Source organism: Rossellomorea sp. DA94, from assembly GCF_029834455.1.
Taxonomy (GTDB): domain Bacteria; phylum Bacillota; class Bacilli; order Bacillales; family Bacillaceae_B; genus Rossellomorea; species Rossellomorea vietnamensis.
In genome coordinates, this window is record NZ_CP122397.1 from 3,056,601 (window position 1) to 3,078,672 (window position 22,072).

21 protein-coding genes are annotated in these 22,072 nt (G+C 44.2%); 1 reads left to right on the plus strand and 20 read right to left on the minus strand.

Annotated features, from left to right (window positions below; translation table 11 throughout):
- Window positions 1–215: 215 nt before the first annotated feature.
- The 11 genes from P8596_RS16000 to rpsU form a co-directional block, all read right to left on the minus strand.
- Window positions 216–602, minus strand: coding sequence for a diacylglycerol kinase family protein (locus P8596_RS16000; RefSeq protein WP_224519494.1), 387 nt, complete (start codon window positions 600–602; stop codon window positions 216–218).
- Window positions 583–1,056 carry an rRNA maturation RNase YbeY gene (ybeY, locus tag P8596_RS16005; RefSeq protein ID WP_224519493.1) on the minus strand — a complete coding sequence of 158 codons (474 nt, stop codon included), beginning with the start codon at window positions 1,054–1,056 and terminating at the stop codon, window positions 583–585. The genes P8596_RS16000 and ybeY overlap by 20 nt, the downstream gene beginning before the upstream one ends.
- 2 nt (window positions 1,057–1,058) lie before the next feature.
- Window positions 1,059–3,218 (minus strand): HD family phosphohydrolase, encoded by a 2,160-nt coding sequence (locus P8596_RS16010; protein WP_224519492.1) that lies wholly within the window; start codon window positions 3,216–3,218, stop codon window positions 1,059–1,061.
- A gap of 184 nt (window positions 3,219–3,402) precedes the next feature.
- Window positions 3,403–4,362: a PhoH family protein gene (locus tag P8596_RS16015; RefSeq protein WP_224519491.1), complete on the minus strand. Its 960-nt coding sequence runs from the start codon at window positions 4,360–4,362 to the stop codon at window positions 3,403–3,405.
- A gap of 3 nt (window positions 4,363–4,365) precedes the next feature.
- Window positions 4,366–5,553 (minus strand): sporulation protein YqfD, encoded by a 1,188-nt coding sequence (gene yqfD, locus P8596_RS16020; protein WP_224519490.1) that lies wholly within the window; start codon window positions 5,551–5,553, stop codon window positions 4,366–4,368.
- A gap of 11 nt (window positions 5,554–5,564) precedes the next feature.
- Window positions 5,565–5,849 carry a sporulation protein YqfC gene (yqfC, locus tag P8596_RS16025; RefSeq protein ID WP_061811343.1) on the minus strand — a complete coding sequence of 95 codons (285 nt, stop codon included), beginning with the start codon at window positions 5,847–5,849 and terminating at the stop codon, window positions 5,565–5,567.
- A 57-nt stretch (window positions 5,850–5,906) separates the two neighbouring features.
- A complete protein-coding gene (locus P8596_RS16030) occupies window positions 5,907–6,368 on the minus strand; it encodes a YqfB family membrane protein (protein ID WP_061811344.1) in 462 nt (153 codons plus the stop codon).
- Between the two features lie 30 nt (window positions 6,369–6,398).
- Complete coding sequence (floA, locus tag P8596_RS16035; protein ID WP_094075155.1) at window positions 6,399–7,394, minus strand: flotillin-like protein FloA; 996 nt, start codon at window positions 7,392–7,394, stop codon at window positions 6,399–6,401.
- A gap of 27 nt (window positions 7,395–7,421) precedes the next feature.
- Window positions 7,422–8,705 carry an NfeD family protein gene (locus P8596_RS16040; RefSeq protein ID WP_034757491.1) on the minus strand — a complete coding sequence of 428 codons (1,284 nt, stop codon included), beginning with the start codon at window positions 8,703–8,705 and terminating at the stop codon, window positions 7,422–7,424.
- Window positions 8,706–8,905: 200 nt separating this feature from the next.
- On the minus strand, window positions 8,906–9,352 hold the full coding sequence (locus P8596_RS16045; protein WP_279724337.1) for a GatB/YqeY domain-containing protein: 447 nt from the start codon (window positions 9,350–9,352) through the stop codon (window positions 8,906–8,908).
- Between the two features lie 14 nt (window positions 9,353–9,366).
- Window positions 9,367–9,540: a 30S ribosomal protein S21 gene (gene rpsU / locus P8596_RS16050; protein ID WP_032087602.1), complete on the minus strand. Its 174-nt coding sequence runs from the start codon at window positions 9,538–9,540 to the stop codon at window positions 9,367–9,369.
- A gap of 336 nt (window positions 9,541–9,876) precedes the next feature.
- Here rpsU and P8596_RS16055 point away from each other — a divergent pair, with 336 nt between their 5' ends.
- The gene (locus P8596_RS16055; protein WP_224519489.1) at window positions 9,877–10,809 is read left to right on the plus strand and encodes a Na/Pi symporter; all 933 of its coding nucleotides are present in this window, start codon (window positions 9,877–9,879) and stop codon (window positions 10,807–10,809) included.
- A gap of 28 nt (window positions 10,810–10,837) precedes the next feature.
- Here P8596_RS16055 and deoC read toward each other — a convergent pair whose 3' ends face one another.
- The 9 genes from deoC to hrcA form a co-directional block, all read right to left on the minus strand.
- On the minus strand, window positions 10,838–11,509 hold the full coding sequence (gene deoC, locus P8596_RS16060; protein WP_034757484.1) for a deoxyribose-phosphate aldolase: 672 nt from the start codon (window positions 11,507–11,509) through the stop codon (window positions 10,838–10,840).
- Between the two features lie 659 nt (window positions 11,510–12,168).
- Window positions 12,169–13,833 (minus strand): glycoside hydrolase family 13 protein, encoded by a 1,665-nt coding sequence (locus tag P8596_RS16065; protein WP_224519488.1) that lies wholly within the window; start codon window positions 13,831–13,833, stop codon window positions 12,169–12,171.
- 241 nt (window positions 13,834–14,074) lie between these two features.
- The gene (gene mtaB, locus P8596_RS16070; RefSeq protein WP_224519487.1) at window positions 14,075–15,409 is read right to left on the minus strand and encodes a tRNA (N(6)-L-threonylcarbamoyladenosine(37)-C(2))-methylthiotransferase MtaB; all 1,335 of its coding nucleotides are present in this window, start codon (window positions 15,407–15,409) and stop codon (window positions 14,075–14,077) included.
- A 5-nt stretch (window positions 15,410–15,414) separates the two neighbouring features.
- Entirely contained in the window at window positions 15,415–16,161 is a 747-nt protein-coding gene (locus tag P8596_RS16075) for a 16S rRNA (uracil(1498)-N(3))-methyltransferase (protein ID WP_279724338.1), read from the minus strand.
- Window positions 16,162–16,192: 31 nt separating this feature from the next.
- Window positions 16,193–17,134, minus strand: a complete 942-nt coding sequence (gene prmA, locus P8596_RS16080; RefSeq protein WP_279724339.1) for a 50S ribosomal protein L11 methyltransferase — start codon at window positions 17,132–17,134, stop codon at window positions 16,193–16,195.
- 24 nt (window positions 17,135–17,158) lie between these two features.
- Window positions 17,159–18,289, minus strand: coding sequence for a molecular chaperone DnaJ (gene dnaJ / locus P8596_RS16085; RefSeq protein WP_034757470.1), 1,131 nt, complete (start codon window positions 18,287–18,289; stop codon window positions 17,159–17,161).
- A gap of 184 nt (window positions 18,290–18,473) precedes the next feature.
- Window positions 18,474–20,303 carry a molecular chaperone DnaK gene (gene dnaK, locus P8596_RS16090; protein WP_079531748.1) on the minus strand — a complete coding sequence of 610 codons (1,830 nt, stop codon included), beginning with the start codon at window positions 20,301–20,303 and terminating at the stop codon, window positions 18,474–18,476.
- Window positions 20,304–20,342: 39 nt separating this feature from the next.
- Window positions 20,343–20,909: a nucleotide exchange factor GrpE gene (grpE, locus tag P8596_RS16095; protein WP_034757465.1), complete on the minus strand. Its 567-nt coding sequence runs from the start codon at window positions 20,907–20,909 to the stop codon at window positions 20,343–20,345.
- A 110-nt stretch (window positions 20,910–21,019) separates the two neighbouring features.
- On the minus strand, window positions 21,020–22,054 hold the full coding sequence (gene hrcA / locus P8596_RS16100) for a heat-inducible transcriptional repressor HrcA (RefSeq protein ID WP_034757462.1): 1,035 nt from the start codon (window positions 22,052–22,054) through the stop codon (window positions 21,020–21,022).
- Window positions 22,055–22,072: the final 18 nt, after the last annotated feature.

Here is a 22,072-nt window from a genome sequence, read left to right on the forward strand (position 1 = left end):
TTTTACTACAATTTTCATAAAAGAAAATGGGCTGTTATCATTTTGTAATAAAATAGTTAGATAATTCAAACTATTTATCGATTTTGTCCTTTGCTCCACTTATTCTATACAAGTATAAGAACGTTTTCAAATGAATTAAAGGCTGCAGGGAAGAAATCGCACAATTTCTTCTCTGCAGCCTTTATTTTGCGGTCTTACACTGTCTTTTTTCCGTTTTAGTGGATCAGTTCCAAAAGCTTTGGAAGAAAGATGATGGTTCCTACGATTGCTGTACAGATTGCGAAGAGAAGGACCGAAGCCGAAGCCAGATCCTTCGCAGCTTTCGCAAGGGGATGATACCCTTCTGTGGTAAGGTCGACTGCCTTTTCAATGGCTGTATTCATCGTTTCAAGGGCAAGAACGGAAAAGACAAGGATGATCAGTATGACCCATTCCATGGCGGATACAGAAAGCAGGTAGGCAAGAAGGAAAACGACTATCCCTACGAATGAATGAATTCTGAAATTCTGTTCCGTTGCCCAGACAGATTTCATGCCTTCCGCTGCATATCCAAAGGATTTTAGGAATCGGAATAAGCCGAATTTAGTCTCTTTTGAGTCCATATTGATCTAAAATGTCCTTTTGTCTCTTGAACATCTTCTTTTCCTCTTCTTCTTCCATATGATCGTATCCTAATAAATGAAGGAAGCCATGAAGGGCAAGAAAACCTAGTTCACGGGAGACGGAATGGTTGTATTCTTCCGCCTGTTCTTTTGTCCGGTCAATGGAAATGATGATATCCCCAAGAACGCGCGGAATCCCCGCCCCTATGATTTCCACCTCATCTTCCCCTAGTTCTTCAAGAGCAAATGAAATCACATCCGTGGACTGGTCCTTATCCCGATATTCACGGTTGATCTCACGGATACGGTCGTTGGACACGAAGGTCACGGACACTTCGCTTTCATCTTCGATCCCCTCTTGTTCAGCAGCAAAGTTCAGGATATTCTGAACCAGCTGTGTCTGTTCATCGGATACTGTTTCTGTTTCATCAATAAAGTCAATTAATAAAGTCATGCCTATTCTCCTTTTGCTTGAAGTTCGGGGTACTCGATCCTCGGATGGAAGATTCCATTCAATGTTTCACATAGAGACCTCTTCACCGTCTCTAATTGCTTTAATGAAATATCACATTCGTTAAACTGCCCGTCCTGTAGGCGGTCTTGCACAATCGAATGGACAAGCTTTTGAATTTCTGCCTGAGTGGGTGATTTCTTCGACCTGACAGCCGCTTCTACACTATCCGCAATGCTGATCACTGCCGCTTCCCTCGATTGGGGTTTAGGACCCGGATAGCGATATTCTTCTTCCTTAACATCTTTCCCTTGTTCTTTTGCCTTATAATAGAAAAATTTCAACAATGTCGTGCCGTGATGCTGCTCGGCGATGTCGATGATTTCCTTTGGCAATTTATGTTTTCGGAGCATCTGGGCTCCATCTGAAGCATGACTAATAATAACATCCCTGCTTGTTTCAGGCGAGACCCTGTCATGGGGATTCCCCATATTCAGCTGATTTTCAATGAAGAAATGCGGTCGCTTGGACTTTCCTACATCATGATAGTAGCATCCGACCCTGGCGAGTAACCCGTTGGCCCCGATGGCTTCACACGCTGCTTCCGCAAGGTTCGCCACCATGACACTGTGATGATAGGTGCCGGGCGCATCGGTCAACAGCTTCTTCAATAACGGCTGTGTAGGGCTAGAGAGCTCGACCAGTCTCATGGAGGAAAGAATCCCGAATCCCGCTTCGAAAAACGGGAGGAAACCGATCGTCAGGATGGAAGACATGATCCCCGATAACAGGGCAAACACTAAATAATACACGTATTCACTATTCGAATAGGAAGTACCGCTCAATAGGATTAAAAATCCAAGGATCAGGATATTGACAAGTGCTACATAGATCCCCGCCCTTAAAATATTCGAACGCTGATTTCGGCTCACAAGGAAAAGAATCCCTGATACACCGCTGAATAACGTATAAATCGCAATTTCGATATCGATGGATCCGGAGAACTGCTGGTGAAACACGATACTCGAGCAGGCAGAAAGGATGAACACCATCATCATGGCGATCCGTTCGTTCAGTAAGATCCTCAATATCATACCCGTGAACGCCGCCGGGAATATGAAGGCAATATCATTGATTTCCAGCTGTTCGATCAGTCCTACGATCTTCATGATCAAGAGGGATATGACAAATACGATGCTTGTCAGGATCAGATAATTCTGCTTTCTTTCCTCGGTCACTTCAAGTGTGTAGAAGAAATAATATAATGAACTTATCACCACAAGGACGAAGAGTGCCAGTCCGACATACGGTTTGAAGGAGAATGTATCCTCCACCATCCCCAGAGTCTTCAGGATGCTGTATATTTTGGGTGTGATCAGATCCCCATCTTCTACGATGACGCCGCCTTCAATGATTTCAACCTTTTCCACGTTTGCTTCGGCAAGCTTCTTTAACTCATCTGTTTTTTCAGCATCGTAGTAAAGCGTCGGCTCAATGGCGACTTTCCCGAGCTTGATGGCAGCAGTGGTTAAATCATCTTTAAATGAATAGTTGGTGATCCGTTGTTCCAGATTCAATTTCGCTTCATTTAATTCTTCTTCTTTGACCCCGTTTTCCATGATGATTTTCATTTGGGTGGTAACGATGGTCTCAATGCGTGACAAGTCATCTTCTGACGCCTGGAGGAGCGTCTTTAACACGTCATCACTCAGACTGTTGGTGACATTATTATTTTTATCCTTCGGCAATTTGGCTTTCAGGAGCTTCAGCTGTTCAGTTATATCCGTACTTGTAGGCGGTTTTAGATTTTCCTCATCCCCCGCCTGCTGTTTCGACTCCTCCTTCACTTCATTTACACTTTCCAACAGAGAGTGGATCAATGAAGTAGAGTTATCGATCGCCCCTTCTTTCGGAGTATACACACTTGCGACTTCGGCCTTTGCTTCTTCCTTCTTCTTCGCGGTTGCCTCCTCATCGACGAATTTCTTAGGTGCCCTTATCGTGGTGGGGGCATCTTCATATAAATGAATATCCAGCGTTTTCGGTGTCACATTTCCATATAGGACACCGAATACAATGATGCCGAGCAGTACAAATAAGAGGTTGGTAAATAATCGGTAGCTGAGAAAGCTCCTTATTTTAAGTAGAAATGGGTGAGTTTGCATAAAGAACCCCCTGTTATGTATAAACAATTTCTGATGGCCATAGGTAAAGCAATTAGCAATTATGTAAAATGATAACAGTTTTTTACTTATTTATCTATGTATAGCACAACAAAAAAAGATTGATCCATGGCCACACCGGATCTTATGATGACGGCATGGTTCAACTGGAGCAATCTCTCTTTGTCTATTTTTCGATTGTTTCATAGGCATCGATGATTTTCGCGACCAACGGATGACGGACTACATCGGCTTGATCGAGATAAATGAACGACACTCCTTTAACATCTTTTAAAATCCGTTCAGAAGAAATCAATCCTGACTCGCTGCCCCTGGGCAGATCCACCTGGGAACGGTCTCCCGTGATGATCATCTTGGAATCAAAGCCGAGCCTTGTCAGGAACATTTTCATTTGGGCCTTCGTTGTATTCTGGGCCTCATCAAGAATGACAAACGCATCATCAAGGGTACGGCCCCTCATATATGCAAGGGGAGCGATCTCGATGGTACCTCTCTCGATCAGGCGGGCGGTATGCTCTGCTCCCAATACATCATGCAGGGCATCATATAGGGGGCGGAGATAAGGATCCACCTTCTCCTTCAAGTCACCTGGAAGGAACCCAAGGCTTTCACCTGCTTCCACAGCCGGCCTCGTCAGGATGATCTTCTTGACCTGCCCGTTCTTTAAGGCATGTACAGCCATGACAACGGCTAAATAGGTCTTCCCTGTTCCGGCCGGTCCGATCCCGAACACCATGTCATGCTTCTTGATGGACTGGATGTATTGGCGCTGTCCCAAGGTCTTCACCCGGATCGATTTACCTTTGGCGTTCTTTGTAATCTCTTCATTGTACAACTCTGTAAAATATTCAAGCGTCCCTTGTCTGCCCATTTCGATGGCATAATGGACATCACGCTGGCCGATATTGATCCCTTTACGGATCACGGCCATCAGTCGATCAGAAATATCAACGGCGAGACTTACATCTTCTTCTTTACCTGAAACCAGCAACTCTTCGCCTCTTGTTACGATCGAAACGTGTAATTCCTGTTCTATTAATTTAAGGTGAGAATCTGAAACACCGAACAAAGCGATGGCTTCATTGGGGTTTTCAAGTTGTAATTTCATTAAGATTTCATCTGACATTCGTTAGTCTCCTTGAATAAGTGGTTGTCCTTCTGCAATATTTTCTATTACTTTGAAGTGAATGGTTACCCTAACTTTACCATTCTCCACCTTTTCTTGCAAAATTTTTTCCCCTCTTATTTCTGCATCTTCCGGGAGGGAGGATTCCAGGTTACTTTTGGCAAGCTTCTTCGCAGCCGCAATCGCCTCGGATTTCGTATAGGTCCTCTCCACGTCCTCTTTTTCTTTCATGCTGCGATCAATATAATACACCGGGAGCTCCCATTTCAAAAAACGCAGCGGCTTTTTCGTTTCTTCCACAACGACGTGCTTGAATTCCGTTTTCCCGAAGCCCCAAACCTGGATATTAAGTGAACCGAAGCTGAGATAATGTTTTCTTTTCTCATTTCCGCTGAACACGATAAATCGTGACTTCAACGGGAGTTCAACCGAAGTCTTATACCATGTTTCCCCCAATATCTTCGCTTTGGCCGAGACTCCCTTCGGCTCTTTTTCATTCCCGATCAGACCCGATACAAGGAGCTGTCCCTTATTGACGTAGTCATTGACGTTCACCTGGGGATCCCCTTCTTCTACAAACATGTCGGTGATGATGGCTTTCTTTTTGGCGACAATATGCTGCAGACCGGTTGTTTCAGGGGGCATAGGGGCATTCTTTTCCACGACTTGAAAGTGAAAGGTTGTCCCCTGTAACTCCACCCCTACCCACGTGATATTATTCATCCTGTAGGATAACTCACGCTGGATGTTCTCAACATCGGGGATGTGGAACTGCATCTTCCCCTTGGAAACACCCATCTCCTCCAGTTCCTTTCGTATACTGTGCTCGGTTTGAGGTGACGCACCTTTGATCTCGATGCCCCACACCATATTGGAAAGAAGGAATACGATGACGAAGAATGCCAGTCCACCAATCATGAAGCCTGAATTTTTCAGTGATCTCTTGAATAGAAAGGGAACCCCCTGCCCTCTTAGAAATGTCACTTTACACTCGGATGCCCGTACCGCTCTTCGGAAGTTATGTACATCTTCTAAGGATAAGTAAAAGGTGATGGTTTCCGTTCCCGCCCTCTTCACATTCCAGATGGTGATACCGGCACGGAGCAATTGATTGATGACCCGCTCAACTAATCTGCCTTCCATTTTCACGAATACCTTTCCCCTCAGAAAGGTGAACCATTGATTCTTCAAATCCGTCCCTCCTATTGTTCTAAATAGATCACTTCAACGATTTTCCCCTGAAGGAGAATTTCTTCCGGAAGGATCATCTTGATGACAAATTGCTCCCCTTTTATGAGAAGTTGACCCTGTTTAAGCAGAAGCCGCACCTCCCGATCTGTGAAGGTCAACAGCCCCCGGTGATTTTCTATATAGATATGAATTTGTCCAATCATTGTGACGCGAGGAAGGTCCATCATGACATCTTCGGGTAAATCCATTTTCTGTGTCATCCATTTACGCATCTGTTGTAAAATGCTTTTCGCCATAAAAAAAGAACCCCCTTTCATCTCATATTTATGAAATGAAAAGGGGTTTCATCACTTTTATTTTTGATGATGCCGTTTTTTTGATTTCGGAGGGCCGAACACCTCTGAAAAAATAAATCCTTTTACGATATCATCTTCATTTTTGAAATCGAGAATGGGACCTGAATTCTCCCGAATCCTCTTCGCCCGGTTTTGGTGGGCTTCAAGCTTCCTGGAATATCGTTCTTCTTGTTTCTGAAGACTGGAATAAGCAGATTCCGTCTCCCTCTTCTTATCTTCCAAACGGGTTTGGATGGAGGAAACGGCCTCTTTTACAGGCTCTTTGTATGACCTTGGTTCCCTCCGCCCGGTTCGTTCCCGCTCAACTCTTTCCCTGCCTCTTCCAACAGGCTCTGGAGAAGCGGGAGAGGCCGTTTGAATCGGCTTCTGCCTCACGGGTTTATTGGATGGAGGCTGTTTCATTTTATTGAATATGGATGTGATGATCCCGATCAAAATAAATAAGATCAATGATTCCATGGAGATACCTCCTTTCTGAACAAAGGGAGATTACTTATCACTCTTCGGATCTTTTTTATCCCCTGTCAGCTTTCCGATCGAGTCTCTCATTTCCGTATCGGCATCAATATTCTTTATGTTCATATAGTCCATCACACCGATGTTACCTGACCTGAGTGCTTCAGCCATGGCAAGAGGCACTTCTGCTTCCGCTTCCACAACTTTCGCCCTCATTTCTTCTACCCTTGCTTTCATTTCCTGCTCATTGGCAACGGCCATCGCTCTTCTTTCTTCCGCTTTCGCTTGAGCAATGTTCTTATCAGCTTCCGCTTGTTCTGTTTGCAGTTCTGCTCCGATATTCTTGCCGATATCAACGTCCGCAATATCAATCGAGAGAATTTCAAATGCCGTACCTGCGTCCAGGCCTTTTGAAAGGACCGTTTGAGAAATCAGATCCGGATTTTCCAATACCTTCTTGTGGTTGTCGGATGAACCTATAGTAGATACAATCCCTTCCCCTACACGGGCAACGATCGTTTCTTCCCCGGCACCCCCGACAAGGCGGTCGATATTCGCACGGACCGTAATACGCGCTTTCGCTTTCACTTCAATTCCATCCATGGCCACACCCGCGATGAACGGTGTTTCGATCACTTTAGGGTTAACACTCATTTGAACCGCTTCAAGTACGTCACGACCAGCAAGGTCAATCGCCGCAGCACGCTCAAAGGTCAATTCAATATTTGCACGATGAGCCGCAATCAGTGCATTGACCACTCTGTCTACGTTACCGCCAGCTAAATAGTGACTCTCCAGCTGATTGATCGTTACCGTGATTCCTGCTTTATGGGCTTTAATTAATGGATTGATCACACGACTCGGGATAACACGTCTTAATCTCATCCCCACTAGTGTAAAAATACTGATCCTGACTCCTGCCGCGATTGCTGAAATCCACAGCATGACTGGTACAAATGTAAATAATACAGCTAAAACGATAATGCCCACCACAATCGCAACGAGCAGTAGAATCGTACTTGGTCCTATAACCATAGTTTGTTACCTCCTAAAGTATTATGAAATGTCTCTTACTACAATCCTTGACCCTTCCACCTTCACAATTTTAACCTTTTCACCTGCTTTGATAAAGCCGCCTTCTGTCACTGCGTCGATTCTTTCTTCCTCCACGATGACGGTTCCGGATGGCCTTAAAGGTGTTTTGGTCACGCCGATTTTCCCAATCAAATCCAATCGATTGGCATTGGATACGTATCCGCTTTCTGTGCTGGTGGAATCGTTTAAAATGATTTTGTTAAAAAATTTCATCTTTTTACCAAACACCTTTACAAAGATAATCACTGTTGCAACGGCAATGAATAAAGCGATCAAAAGAGAGATTCCCATTTGCACCATATCGCCCCCTGCCAACATAATACTTGCAAGGATCGCCCCTATACCGAGTATCCCAGCAATTCCACCGGGGAGGAAAAACTCCGCGACTATAAGGATGATACCAATGATGAAAAGAAGAATGGTTTCGTATCCCGCAAGTCCTGCAACCAAGTGTCCATAAAAGAATAATACAAGGGAAATCAAGCCGATAGAACCGGCAATTCCAAAACCGGGTGAGTACAGCTCCACAATCAACCCGATGCTTGCCAGGGATAATAGAATCGGGACAACGACTGGATTTGTGATGAAGCGGGCGAGTTTTTCCGCGAACGTTTCATCGACACGTTTCACAGAAGATTTATCCACTCCAAGGGTTTCATACAATTCGTCGAGGTTCTTCACTGTCCCCTCTGAATACCCGATTTCCTTTGCTTCCTTTGATCCCAGTGTCAATAGTTCACCTTTTTCAATCCCCAGCTCTTCTATGACGAGAGAATCATCTGCCATGGCGAGAGCATATTGAGGATCTCTTCCATTAGACTCAGCGGCACTTTTCATGGCAGAAAGCCAGTAGCTCTGGGCTTTTTTATCCGCCGCATTCCCCTCCTGATCAATGACCGCTGCAGCACCCATTTGTCCATTCGGTACCATATAGATTTCATCTGCATGAAGGGAGATGAATGCTCCCGCAGACAGGGCATGGTCATTTACAAACGCAATCGTTTTAGCATCGATCCCATCCAGGAGCTGCCCGATATCGCCCGCAGCATCAACCAATCCCCCAGGTGTATCAATATCGAAAATGATCAGTTCCGCATTATGGTCTTCCGCATCTTTAATCGCCCTTTCCAAAAAGGCATGAAGTCCTCTTTCCACTTCCTTTTGAATGGGAATCACGTATACCCTATCCGAATCCGCGGCTGAACTGATCAACGGCTGAATAAAGCTGCATCCAAGAATCAGCATCAATAATACAAGTATACTTCTCCTCAACTTAACCCCCTCGTTTCAGGTAATATTCCTTGATACTCTATGTACGGATGACCCATTAAAAAAGTTTCATCTTTTTGAAAAAATATGTTATAAAAGTGCGCAGGTCCCCCGTTCCATCTGTAATCGGTTTTAAAAAAACCGGAAAGCATCAAAGCTTTCCGGTTTCTTTAATCTTATGATAGATGTTGAAGAACAAGTTTGTTGACGAGAGCCCCATCGGCTTTCCCTTTTAATTTAGGCATGATTGCTCCCATCACTTTGCCCATATCGGCTTTAGAATTAGCACCTACCTCCGCTACCGTCTGTTCGACAATAGCAGAGACTTCTTCTTCTGAAAGCTGCTTAGGCATATATATTTCGACGTAAGTCAGTTCTGTTTGAATTTTTTCAACGAGGTCTTCACGACCCGCGTTTTGAAATTCCTGGAGGGAGTCTTTCCGTTGCTTCACTTCTCGAGAAAGGACAGTCAACTCTTCGTCTTCAGAGAGTTCCTGTTTCCCATGTTTGATGGCTTCATTTTGAAGTGAAGCCTTAAGCATGCGGATAACGGAAAGCTTCTCTTTTTCTTTATTTTTCATCGCTTGTTTCATATCATCATTTAAACGATTGAGAAGACTCATACTTACACCCTCTCTTAGAACTTACGCTTTCTTGCAGCTTCTGATTTCTTTTTGCGTTTTACGCTTGGCTTTTCATAAAATTCGCGCTTTCTAAACTCTTGTAAAGTTCCTGTTTTAGAAACTGAGCGTTTGAAGCGACGAAGAGCATCTTCAAGCGATTCGTTTTTACGAACAACTGTTTTTGACATCTCTCTTTCCCTCCCTCCGAACACACTACACTTACATGTTCAAGTCAAGAAATGGTTTGTACCAATTTCTTAAGACGCAGGATTATCTGACGTCCTTTACTTCACCAATTGGTTATGGCTTTGCCCTTGCCTGATTGTCACAAGGGGACAGAAAGTGTATGTCTTTCTTGGATGGATTCTTTAATATACTATAAAGAAATCCATGTACTTTGCCATTATAATATATGATATGTGTCAGGTCAACAATTTATCATAAAACACTCACATAAATAGGCATGTCTCATTCATTTCCCCCATACATTTGTAGTAGTCGTACTGGTGTACAGGAGGAATTCAATGATCTTACATGGAATCGCCTTTATTTTTTTTATCTTATGTTTTTTATTCGGCATGGCCTGGCTCAGGTCGGGGCTATTTAATATCGCAAATCAGAAGATCAAGACATGGCTTCATTATCTTACAAGCACCCCTGTGAAGGGTGTCATGACAGGTACCGTTGTCACCGCCTTTATTCACAGCAGCTCGGCGGTCATGGTCCTCACGGTGGGACTTGCTTCCTCTGGTCTGATCCCCTTCCGTCAAACCATCGGCATCATGCTCGGATCGAATATCGGGACCACTTTCACCCTTGAAATGTTTACCCTGGACATGAACTATCTCATCGTTCCATCCATGATCATCGGCTGTGCACTGTATTTTTTCAAATCTCCACAGATCAGAAGCAGCGGTATGATCTTTATTGGCTTCGGATTGATCTTCACCTCGATCCGGGCCATTCAATGGCTGGCAACGCCTTTGACGACACACGAATCATTGCGTTCTTATATGATTCAGGTCAATGAACATCTTGTTCTTGCATTGCTGATTGGATGCGTTCTGACGGCCATCATACAATCGAGTACCGTTGTGACAGGCGTGACGATGGGGTTTCTGGCTGCTGGTTCGATTGATCTCCATGCAGGGATAGCCATCATGCTCGGTGCCAATGTCGGTACCTGTATCACAGCCTTTATTGCAAGCATCGGCGGCGGCACTCAAGCCAAGCTGACGGCATACGCCCATATCTGGCTCAATGTGATGGGTGTGGCACTATTCATCCCTTTCATCCCCTTACTTGGGTCGGTTGTAGGATCGCTTGCCGACTCTGCGGATTTGCAATTGGCCCACGCCAGTGTCCTATTCAATCTTATATGTTCCCTGCTTGTTCTTCCCTTCGCCAATTCGTTTGCCCGGTTAATCGAAAAGGTCCACCTTCCAAAAAAAAGCTGAGCGGTTATCCGCTCAGCTTTTTTTCACATTAATAATCAGAATCGCTTGTTAAACCTTGGACGATTTTCACACCTGAACTCGCGCCTAAACGAGTAGCCCCGGCTTCGATCATCGCTTGTGCATCTTCAAGGGAACGTACGCCTCCTGAAGCCTTCACACCGATATCTGGCCCAACCGTTTTTCTCATTAAAGCGATATCTTCAACCGTTGCTCCACCAGTCGAGAAGCCGGTCGATGTTTTCACATAATCCGCTCCCGCTTCCACAGCAAGTTGACAAGCTTTCACTTTTTCTTCTTCTGTCAGAAGACATGTTTCAATGATGACTTTAGAAAGTGCTTTTCCTTTAGAAGCTGCAACAACCGCTTCGATGTCACGTTTCACTAGCTCATGGTCACCGCTTTTCAGTGCACCGATATTGATGACCATATCGACTTCCGTTGCCCCTTTTTCGATTGCGTCTTTTGTTTCGAACGCTTTCGTTTCAGGTGTAGAAGCTCCAAGCGGGAACCCGATAACCGTACATACTTTTACTTCTGTACCGCTTAATAATTCGCTTGAATATTGTACCCAAGTAGGGTTTACACACACAGAAGCAAACTTGAATTCTTTCGCTTCCTGGCAAAGTACCTCTACTTGATCTTTTGTTGATTCAGGTTTAAGTAAAGTATGATCGATCATACTTGCAATGTTCATAGTCATTGATTATCTCTCCTTTAACAGTTGTCCGTACCTCTCTTATCATACCAAAACTAAGAGAAAAAGACGAGCACTTTATAGTATCTCCCAAAATAAAGAAAACCTTTTCATATTCCTGCAAAAGGGTTGCATCTCAATAAGCAAGCAGTAGTTGATTTCCACTCCAGATGCTCGCTTTCCGCGGGGCGCGAGTTGAGCCTCCTCGGGCTATGCCCTGCGGGGTCTCAACTTTCACGCAATTCCCGCAGGAGTCGAGCATCTTCCGTTCCAATCAACTGATCCTAGAAGTATTGAAAAAGACTATTGTCATTAATATTCATTTTTGTAAGAGGCCAACCAAGAGATAATTCTGATGAATCATTTATAGACTGCAGCTATTAGTAATGGTGAAAACGAGGATGGAACAAAAACGTTTAGTCAAAGAAAAATCCGAGCGAATTCGAGATTCTTTATTGAAAATCGAATTCGTTCGGATCTTTTTGTTTGTCAACGCATTTGAAGTGTATTTAGACGGATCTAGCTGTTGATTGGAGTGCAAGACGAAGACTCCTACGGGAAAAGCGGAATAGGTGAGACCCCGCAGGAACGCAGAGACGAGGAGGCTCGCCTTCCGCCCGAGGAAAGCGAAGTCTTGCACGGAAATCAACAGCGGTGTAACACGATTATTTTAGTCGGTATACTCTCGCCTCGTATGGTTTGAGGGTTAATTTGCTCAACTCTCCATGGTTCTCCACTTCATAGTTGTTCAATAGAAGGTTCTCTGATGATACGTTTCGTTTACCAAGGTCACAAACAGCATTCTTTGTGGAAAGATTTGTGATGACGACCATGGATGTGTTTTCTCCAGTGCGGGTATAGGCATAGATTTGCTTGTCTTTTTCAAGGAGCAGATCATAGATTCCATACGTGAAGACGTCTTCCCTTTTCTTAAGTTGAATCATTTTCTTGTAGAAGTTCAGAATGGAGTTTTCGTCTTTATCCTGCGCCTCTACGTTGATCGTCTTATAGTTTGGATTGACTTTCATCCAAGGTGTCCCAGTTGTGAATCCGCTGTTTTCCCCTGCTGACCATTGCATCGGTGTTCTGCTGTTATCACGGGAGGAAGCCCAGATGATTTCCATGATGTCTTGATGAGGCACTCCTTCTTCACGTTTAAGACGGTATAGATTTTTTACGGCTACATCATCATAGTCTTCGATGGAAGGAAATTGAACGTTGGTCATGCCGATTTCCTGGCCCTGATAGATGAAAGGTGTCCCCTGCATCAGGAAATACATGGCTGCCATCGCTGTGGCACTTTCTTTCCAGTATTCCTTATCATTGCCCCAAGTCGAAACAACGCGGGCTTTATCATGATTTTCGATGAAGAGGGCATTCCAGCCGTTTCCTTCCAGCCCTTTCTGCCAACGCGTAAGCACCTTTTTCAATTCCACGATGTCGAGATCCGGATTGGTTTCTGCATCCCATAATCCAAGATGTTCGAATTGAAAGATCATATCCATCTTTCCGTTCTCTTTACCGACCCATAGTTCCGCTTCATCCGCTTTCACACCGTTAGCTTCTCCAACCGACATCACGTCATAATTGGCATACGTACGATCCTTGAATTCTTGAAGGAACGTATGAATCCCTTTTTGATTCATATGCATGTCAAAGGAAGAAACGTATTTTTCCTTCTTCGGATTCGGCATATCCGGCAGACCCGCCCGTTTTTTAATATGACTGATGGCATCGATTCTGAACCCGTCGATTCCTTTATCCAGCCACCAATTCACCGTATCATATAGTGCCTCACGCACTTCTTCGTTTTCCCAGTTCAGATCCGGCTGCTTCGTCGAGAAGACATGCAGGAAGTATTGGTCCGTTTCTTCATCATACTGCCAGGCAGATCCCCCGAAGATGCTTTCCCAGTTATTCGGTTCTTTCCCTTTCACGCCATCTCTCCAAATATACCAATCACGCTTTGGGTTGTCCTTGGAACTCTTTGACTCGATGAACCAAGGATGCTCATCACTAGTATGATTCAGGACAAGGTCAATGATCAGCTTCATATCCCTATTATGAACTTCTTTCAATAGCTGGTCGAAGTCTTCCATCGTTCCGAAATCTTCCATGATATCCTGGTAATCCGAAATATCATACCCATTATCGTCATTAGGGGATTTATACATCGGACAGATCCAAATCACATCGATCCCTAACTCTTTAATATAATCCAAACGCTGGATGACTCCCTGTAAGTCCCCGATGCCGTCTCCGTTTGAATCCTGGAAACTTCTCGGATAGATTTGGTATCCCACTGCCTCTTTACGCCATGCCATTTTCATCGTAACACCTCATCAAAGTATAGTAAGATACAAACGCTTACATTTAATGCAATCGTTTGCACTATTGTTTAAAAAAAAGACTCTTTTCAAATATTCCATTAACAATACTAGTTTACAACCTTCTTCTTCACTAATCAATAGATAATTCGATTCTAACCCAAAAAAAGAAAGTGGTTACAAAGTATTATTGTGCGAAAATAAATGCAAGGCACCCGAGCGAAACGTCAGGTGCCTTCATCCATTAAATGGCTGCTTTTTCTTCTGTTTCTTCAAGTACCCGCACAAATTGGCCTTCATTTAGGGGATAACCCGCTTTGGTGAGTTTCACTTTCACAAGCTTCCCAACCATCTCTTCGGTTGCAGGGAATACCACTTTCAAGTAGTTATCCGTGTATCCTACATAGAGGTCATCCTGATAGATTTCTTCAGGGATTACTTCAAGCACTTCGTTTTCAAACTCTGAAGCGTATTCTTTCGCTAATTGGTTCGACAATTCAATTAAACGGTGGACGCGTTCGTTCTTGATGTCTTCATCAATCTGATCGTCCATTCGTGCTGCGGGCGTGCCTGTTCGTTTTGAATAAGGGAAAACGTGAAGCTCAGAGAATTTATGCTCTTTGATGAAATGATACGTTTCCATGAATTCTTCTTCCGTTTCACCAGGAAAACCAACAATGACGTCGGACGTGACGGCAAGACCAGGCAGCGCTTTTTTAAGCTTCTCTAAACGCTCGGCAAAGAATTCCATCGTATATTTTCGGCGCATTCTTTTTAGGACCGTGTTGGATCCCGATTGAAGTGGGATGTGTAAATGCCTTACCACGATATCGGATTGATCGATCACTTCTATGACTTCATCCGTCAATTGACTCGCTTCAATGGAAGATATCCGTATTCTCTTGAGACCTTTCACCTTTTGCTCAAGATCTTTAAGGAGCATAGCAAGATTGTAGTCTTTCATGTCCTCTCCGTATCCGCCTGTATGGATTCCTGTCAGGACAATTTCTTTATATCCTGCATCAACAAGCTGCTGAGCCTGGTGAATGACTTCTTCAGGATCGCGGGATCTCATTAATCCGCGTGCCCATGGAATGATACAGAACGTACAGAAATTGTTGCAGCCTTCCTGGATTTTAAGGGACGCACGGGTACGGTCCGTGAATGCCGGGACATCCAATTCCTCGTATACCCGATTTTTCATGATGTTTGTGACGCCATTGATCGGTTGACGTTCTTTTTTGTATTCCTCGATATACGTAAGCATTTTCCTGCGATCCTGTGTGCCGACAACGACATCGACACCGGGGATGGCCATGATTTCTGCTGGGGACGTTTGGGCATAGCAGCCTGTTACACAGATGACACCGTCAGGGTTCTTCCGAATAGCACGGCGAATGACCTGCCTGCTCTTCTTATCCCCTGTATTGGTTACCGTACATGTGTTGATGACATATACATCTGCGATGGAGTCATACTCTACACGTTCATATCCTTCTTCTTTAAATAGTTGCCAAATGGCTTCTGTTTCGTAGTGGTTCACTTTACACCCTAGAGTGTGAAACGCTACTGATGGCATTACAATCACCTCATAAGTTCTAATTGATAGCTGATGGCCGAGAGTACATATAGCGGGGCAGTCTCCGTCCTCAGGATCCTCGGGCCGAGCCCGCAGGTGAGGAAGCCTTCGCTTCTCAACATCTCTATTTCTTTTTTTGATAATCCGCCTTCAGGGCCGAATACGACCAACATACTCTGTCCAGGTTCAATAGAGGAAAGCACTTTAGAAAGGTTCCCCTTTTCACAAGCTCGCGCATCTTCTTCATAAGCGACAAGTTTATAATCGAACGGCTCCTGAATCAATCTTTTGAGTGAAACGGGCGCAGATACTTCAGGGACAAGCAGTCTATGCGATTGTTCAGCCGCTTCCTTCACAATCTTCTCCCACCGCTCCGTTTTTTTCTTTGCTTTTTTATCGTCCCATTTCACAATGGAGCGATCCGCATTAAAAGGGATAAATTGAGTGGCTCCAAGCTCAGTTCCCTTTTGGAATATCAACTCCAATTTATCCCCTTTCGGCAGTCCGCTCGCAATGGTTACTTTAATTGGTAATTCTTTCGTCGATGTTTCCCATTGTACTATTGATAGCTCGACTGCGTCACTGGAAATCGTTTCAATACGGGTGATGGCTGATGCTTGATCCTTGAAGACAACAAAGACTTCATCCTCTTCCTTCATTCTCATCACACGTACAATGTGATGATAGTCGTCTCCCATAATCATGATCGGATCATTTTCGCGATACAAGTCGTTAATAAAATATCGTTGCATTCAGTTTCAACTCCACCGTTTTTACTTTGTTTTACTGGGGTTTCTGGGCGATGATCGCCACCCAGTCTTCCATGACCATGATTTCTTCAATCTTGAAACCAGCAGCCTCCAATGAGTCACGCACCTCTTGCTTTTTGGGCTGGATGATCCCGGAAGTGATAAAATAGCCACCCGGCCTCACAAGCTCATATGCATCTTCTGTAAAGCGCAGGATGATTTCAGCCAGGATGTTCGCCACGATTACATCAGCCTGCCCGGTCACCCCGTTCAATAGATTATTGGCATCCACCGATACCGTTTCCTGTACTTTGTTCAGCTTAACATTCAGCCTTGCTGAACGAACCGCGACTTCATCCAGGTCATATGCTCGAACCTGGTCTGCAGCCAATAGAGCCGATGCAATGGATAACACACCTGAACCCGTACCAACATCAATGACGGAATCATGTTCTTTTACGATCCGCTCAAGTGCCTGTATACACATGACAGTAGTGGGATGTGTCCCTGTTCCAAATGCCATGCCAGGATCCAGTTCAATGATGAGTTCATCACTATGAACCGGAGTATACTCTTCCCAGGTTGGGACAATCGTAAATTTATCGGAAATCTTCACCGGGTGGTAATATTTTTTCCAAGCTGTCGCCCACTCTTCCTCATTTACTTCAGAGATCTCCACTTTGTTTTCACCAATGTCGATATCATACGTAACGAGATTCGTGATGCCCTGTTTGATCTCGTCAACGGTTTCACCAAGGAAACTATTGACGGGCAGATAGGCTTTGACCATGACGCCGTCAGTTGGGTAGTCATCAGGGTTGAGTTGGTAGATCTCCCCGAACATATCTTCTCTTTCCTTAACTAATTCGGCAGGGTCTTCAATGACCACACCGCTTGCCCCTGATTCGTGAAGAATGTTTGAAATCGGCTCAATCGCTTCATTCGTTGTAAGAATACTGATTTCTGACCATTTCATTGATCTACCAACTCCGCTCTTTAGTTATTCGCCTTTAAAGGCCTTTTTTACTTTATCAAAGAAGCTTTCATGCTGTTCATCAGGGATTTGACCGCTGATGTCTGCAAATTCTCTCAATAATTGTTTCTGCTTATCCGTCAATTTGGAAGGCGTGACCACTTTCACCTGTACATGCTGATCCCCAGTGCCGTAACCACGGACATTCGGAACCCCCTTGCCTTTCAAACGGAATCTCGTACTCGTCTGAGTTCCTGCAGGGACTTTCAGCTTTACTTTACCGTGTAGGGTCGGTACCTCAATTTCATCACCCAATGCTGCCTGTGCGAACGTTACAGGCATTTCGCAGTAAATGTCATCTCCGTTACGTTCGAAGAAATCATGTGAACGGACGTGGAAAACCACATACAGGTCACCTGCAGGGCCGCCATTGATACCCGGTTCCCCTTGACCTGTCACCCGGAGTTGCTGACCATCATCGATACCAGCAGGAATTTTGACCGCTATCTTACGACGTTTCTGTACTTTACCCGCACCGCCACACGTTGAACATTTTTCCTTGATTTGCTTACCTGTACCGTTACAGTAGTGACAAACCCTTCTGTTCACAATGCGGCCGAATGGTGTATTCTGCTCGACATTCAATTGACCGGATCCATTACAGTGAGAACATGTATTGACCTTTGTCCCGGGCTTCGCTCCCGAACCATGGCATGTATCACACTCTTCTTCTCTCGGAATTTCAATTTCGGTTTCTTTCCCGAATACCGCTTCTTCAAATGTCAGAGACATCGTGTATTGAAGATCCGCTCCTTGACGGGGAGCATTTGGATCTCTTCTGCGGCCACCGCCGCCTCCACCGAAGAATGTATTGAAAATATCCTCGAAACCGCCGAAACCGCCGCCGCCAAAGTCTGCGCCGCCGCCGAATCCCTGGTTAGGGTCCGTGTGTCCGAAACGATCATACTGAGCGCGCTTCTGATCATCACTCAACACTTCATACGCTTCAGATATTTCTTTGAACTTTTCATCCGCATCCGCTTCTTTATTAATATCCGGATGATATTTTTTGGAGAGCTTGCGGTATGCTTTCTTCATTTCGTCTTTTGAGGCGTCTTTTCCTACCCCAAGAACCTCATAATAGTCCCGTTTACTCATTAAAACACCACTCCCGAATCCTTTGCATAAAGGTTATTTTAACATTGAGCTTCGACTATTATCAATAAAAACTCAACATTCCTACTTTAGTTTGTGTCTGTTGATTGAAGGTTTCCTTCAATCATAGAAAAAGTCAAAGCCAAGAACCGCCCTGACTTTGACTTTTTCGTTCGTTTACACCTGATTATTTCTTGTCGTCATTTACTTCTTCATATTCAGCGTCGACCACATCGTCATCTTTCGAAGCTTCGCCTTCAGCGCCTTGAGCTGCCTGAGCTTCCGCTTGAGCCTGCTCATAAAGCTTCATCGTTAAGCTTTGAACGATTTCCTGCAATGCGTCTTTCTTTTCGCGGATAAGATCAAGATCATCTTTCTCGATCGCTTCTTTCAGTTCAGCTTTCGCATCTTCCGCTTTTTTCACTTCATCTTCTTCTACTTTGCCTTCAAGATCTTTTAACGTTTTTTCCGTTTGGAAAACAAGTTGGTCGGCTTCGTTGCGAAGTTCAACTTCCTCTTTACGTTTCTTATCTGCTTCGGCATTTTCTTCGGCTTCTTTCACCATGCGTTCTACTTCATCATCTGAAAGGCCTGTAGAAGACTTGATTGTGATGTTTTGCTCTTTACCTGTTCCAAGATCTTTCGCACTAACATTCACAATACCGTTCTTATCGATATCGAACTTCACTTCGATTTGTGGTACACCACGTGGTGCCGGTGGAATGTCCGCTAATTGGAAACGTCCAAGCGTTTTGTTATCGGCAGCCATTGGGCGTTCACCTTGTAATACGTGAATGTCAACAGCTGTTTGGTTATCTGCAGCAGTTGAGAATGTTTGAGATTTAGACGTCGGGATCGTTGTGTTACGCTCGATCAGCTTCGTGGATACGCCACCCATTGTTTCAATACCAAGTGAAAGTGGTGTAACGTCAAGTAATACAACGTCTTTTACATCTCCAGTCAGAACTCCACCTTGGATCGCTGCACCCATTGCTACAACTTCGTCAGGGTTAACACCTTTAGATGGCTCTTTACCAGTTTCTTTTCTAATCGCTTCCTGAACGGCAGGGATACGAGTTGATCCACCAACAAGGATGATTTTATCGATTTCGCTTGCAGAAAGACCAGCATCTTTCATTGCTTGACGAGTTGGTCCCATTGTACGTTCTACAAGGTCAGAAGAGATTTCATCGAATTTCGCTCTTGAAAGAGTCACTTCCAAGTGAAGAGGTCCTGCTTCTCCAGCCGTGATGAATGGAAGTGAAATTTGAGTTGAAGTCACTCCTGAAAGATCTTTCTTCGCTTTCTCAGCTGCGTCTTTTAGACGTTGAAGAGCCATTTTATCTTTAGAAAGATCGATTCCGTTCTCTTTCTTGAATTCAGCAACAAGATAATCGATGATCACTTGGTCAAAGTCGTCTCCACCAAGACGGTTGTCACCGGCAGTCGAACGTACTTCGAATACTCCGTCACCAAGTTCAAGGATGGATACGTCGAATGTACCGCCGCCAAGGTCGTATACAAGGATCGTCTGGTCTTGATCCATTTTGTCAAGTCCGTAAGCAAGTGCTGCAGCAGTCGGCTCATTAATGATACGCTCAACTTCAAGACCTGCGATTTTACCTGCGTCTTTTGTTGCTTGACGTTCTGCATCATTGAAATAAGCTGGTACTGTGATAACCGCTTTTTCAACTGTTTCCCCAAGATAATCCTCTGCATATGATTTCAAGTGTTGAAGGATCATAGCTGAGATTTCCTGTGGCGTATATTCTTTTCCTTCTGCTTCTACTTTATGGTCCGTTCCCATGTGACGTTTCACCGAGATGATTGTGTTAGGGTTTGTGATTGCTTGGCGCTTTGCTACTTCCCCAACTTGCTTTTCACCATTTTTGAACGCTACGACTGAAGGAGTTGTGCGGTTTCCTTCTGCGTTTGCAATGACCTTCGGCTCTCCGCCTTCTAGTACTGATACACATGAGTTTGTTGTACCTAAGTCAATACCGATAATTTTACTCATAGTAAGAATCCTCCCTGTTTTATATATGTAATGTCTTGTTTATTGACTGACCTTCACCATAGAAGGACGAATTACTCTGTCTTTCAGTTTGTATCCCTTTTGGAATTCCTCGACAACGATATTACTATCGTAGTTTTCATCTTCCACCTGCATCACAGCTTGATGCATATGAGGGTCAAACTCCTGACCTACCGCTTCAATCGGTTCCACTCCCTCTTTCTTAAGGGCTTCTACAAGACTTCTGTGAACCATTTCCATTCCTTGAAGCAGTTGTTTCGTTTGCTCATTATCAGCTTCTATATTCAAAGCACGTTCGAAATTATCCAGTGCCGGTAATAGTTCCGTAATCAGTCCTTGAGCACGATATTTTTCCTTCGATTCGTTTTCCACGTTAATGCGACGGCGGAAATTATCGAAATCCGCTCTTAAACGAAGATAACGATTTTCAGACTCATTCAGCTTTTCCTCTAATTGTGAAAGCTCATCTGATTCTTGCTGCTCTTCAAGCACTTCATCCGCTTGAGGTTCTTCAGCGAATACTTCTTCCACCGCTTCGCCTTTTTCCTCTTTCGCTTCCTGCTGCTCTTGTTTCGTTTCTTCAGACATAACATTCACCTCCTTAAAAATGTGATCCTTTAAAGCGCTCATATGAAGGCTCCGAAACGTCTGTAGAGACGCACTTTCGGGGCCTTATTTTCCTTTATACAATATGTCCACTAATCCCCGCTTTGATACAGCTTCGTCAGAACCTTGGACATATCGTTTGAGAAGAAATTAAGTAAACTGACGACACGGGAATACTCCATCCGGGTAGGCCCGATGATCGCAATGGAACCTAATTGTTCTTTGCCAATTGAATAAGTAGCGGTTATGAGACTGCAATTCTCCATAGCAAGATGATCGTTTTCTTTCCCGATCTTAATGTTCACACCTGTGGCAGATGGGCGGATCAGGTTATAGATGCTCTCTTCCTGTTCAATCATTTCAAGAAGCATGCGGACCTTTTGTACATCGTTGAATTCAGGCTGATTCAGGATATTGGTCTTACCTCCGAAGAACAGCTTATCCGTGACCGTTGGATTAAAGGAATCCGTTAGGGAGTGGAGGATAAAATCATAATTCTGTATATGCTCTTTGAGTAAAAGAGCGACTTCCTTAAAGATTTTATCGTTCAGCTCACTGATCGGAACACCCGTCAAGCGGTCATTTAATATGTGTACAAGCTTTTCAAGCTCGGAGGCATCCATTGTGGGCGGGATATGGAACAGCTTATTTTCAACATGTCCGTTATCCGTGACAATGATGGCAATGGCCGTATCTTTGTTAAGGGGAATCAGTTGAATTTTTTTCAACTTGTTTTCCTTTAAATCAGGCCCTAATACAATGGTTGTATAATTGGTCAGCTCTGAAAGGATCTTCGCCGATTTCTGAACCACTTTCTCCAATTCATACATGCGCTCGGTAAAGATGGAGCGTAGTGCATGCACATCATTCTTCTTTAATTTCTGTGGAGAAAGCAAGTGATCCACATAGTATCGATAGCCTTTTTCTGACGGTACGCGACCTGAGGATGTGTGGGTTTTTTCGATAAAGCCCAAATCCTCAAGATCTGCCATTTCATTTCGGATCGTAGCCGAACTGAATGAGATCTCATCTTTTTTAGATAAGCTCCTCGAACCGACAGGCTGGGCAGAAAGAATAAAATCATCAATGATCACTTGAAGAATTAGAAGTTGTCGATCTGTTAACAACGTTCATCACCCCTGTTA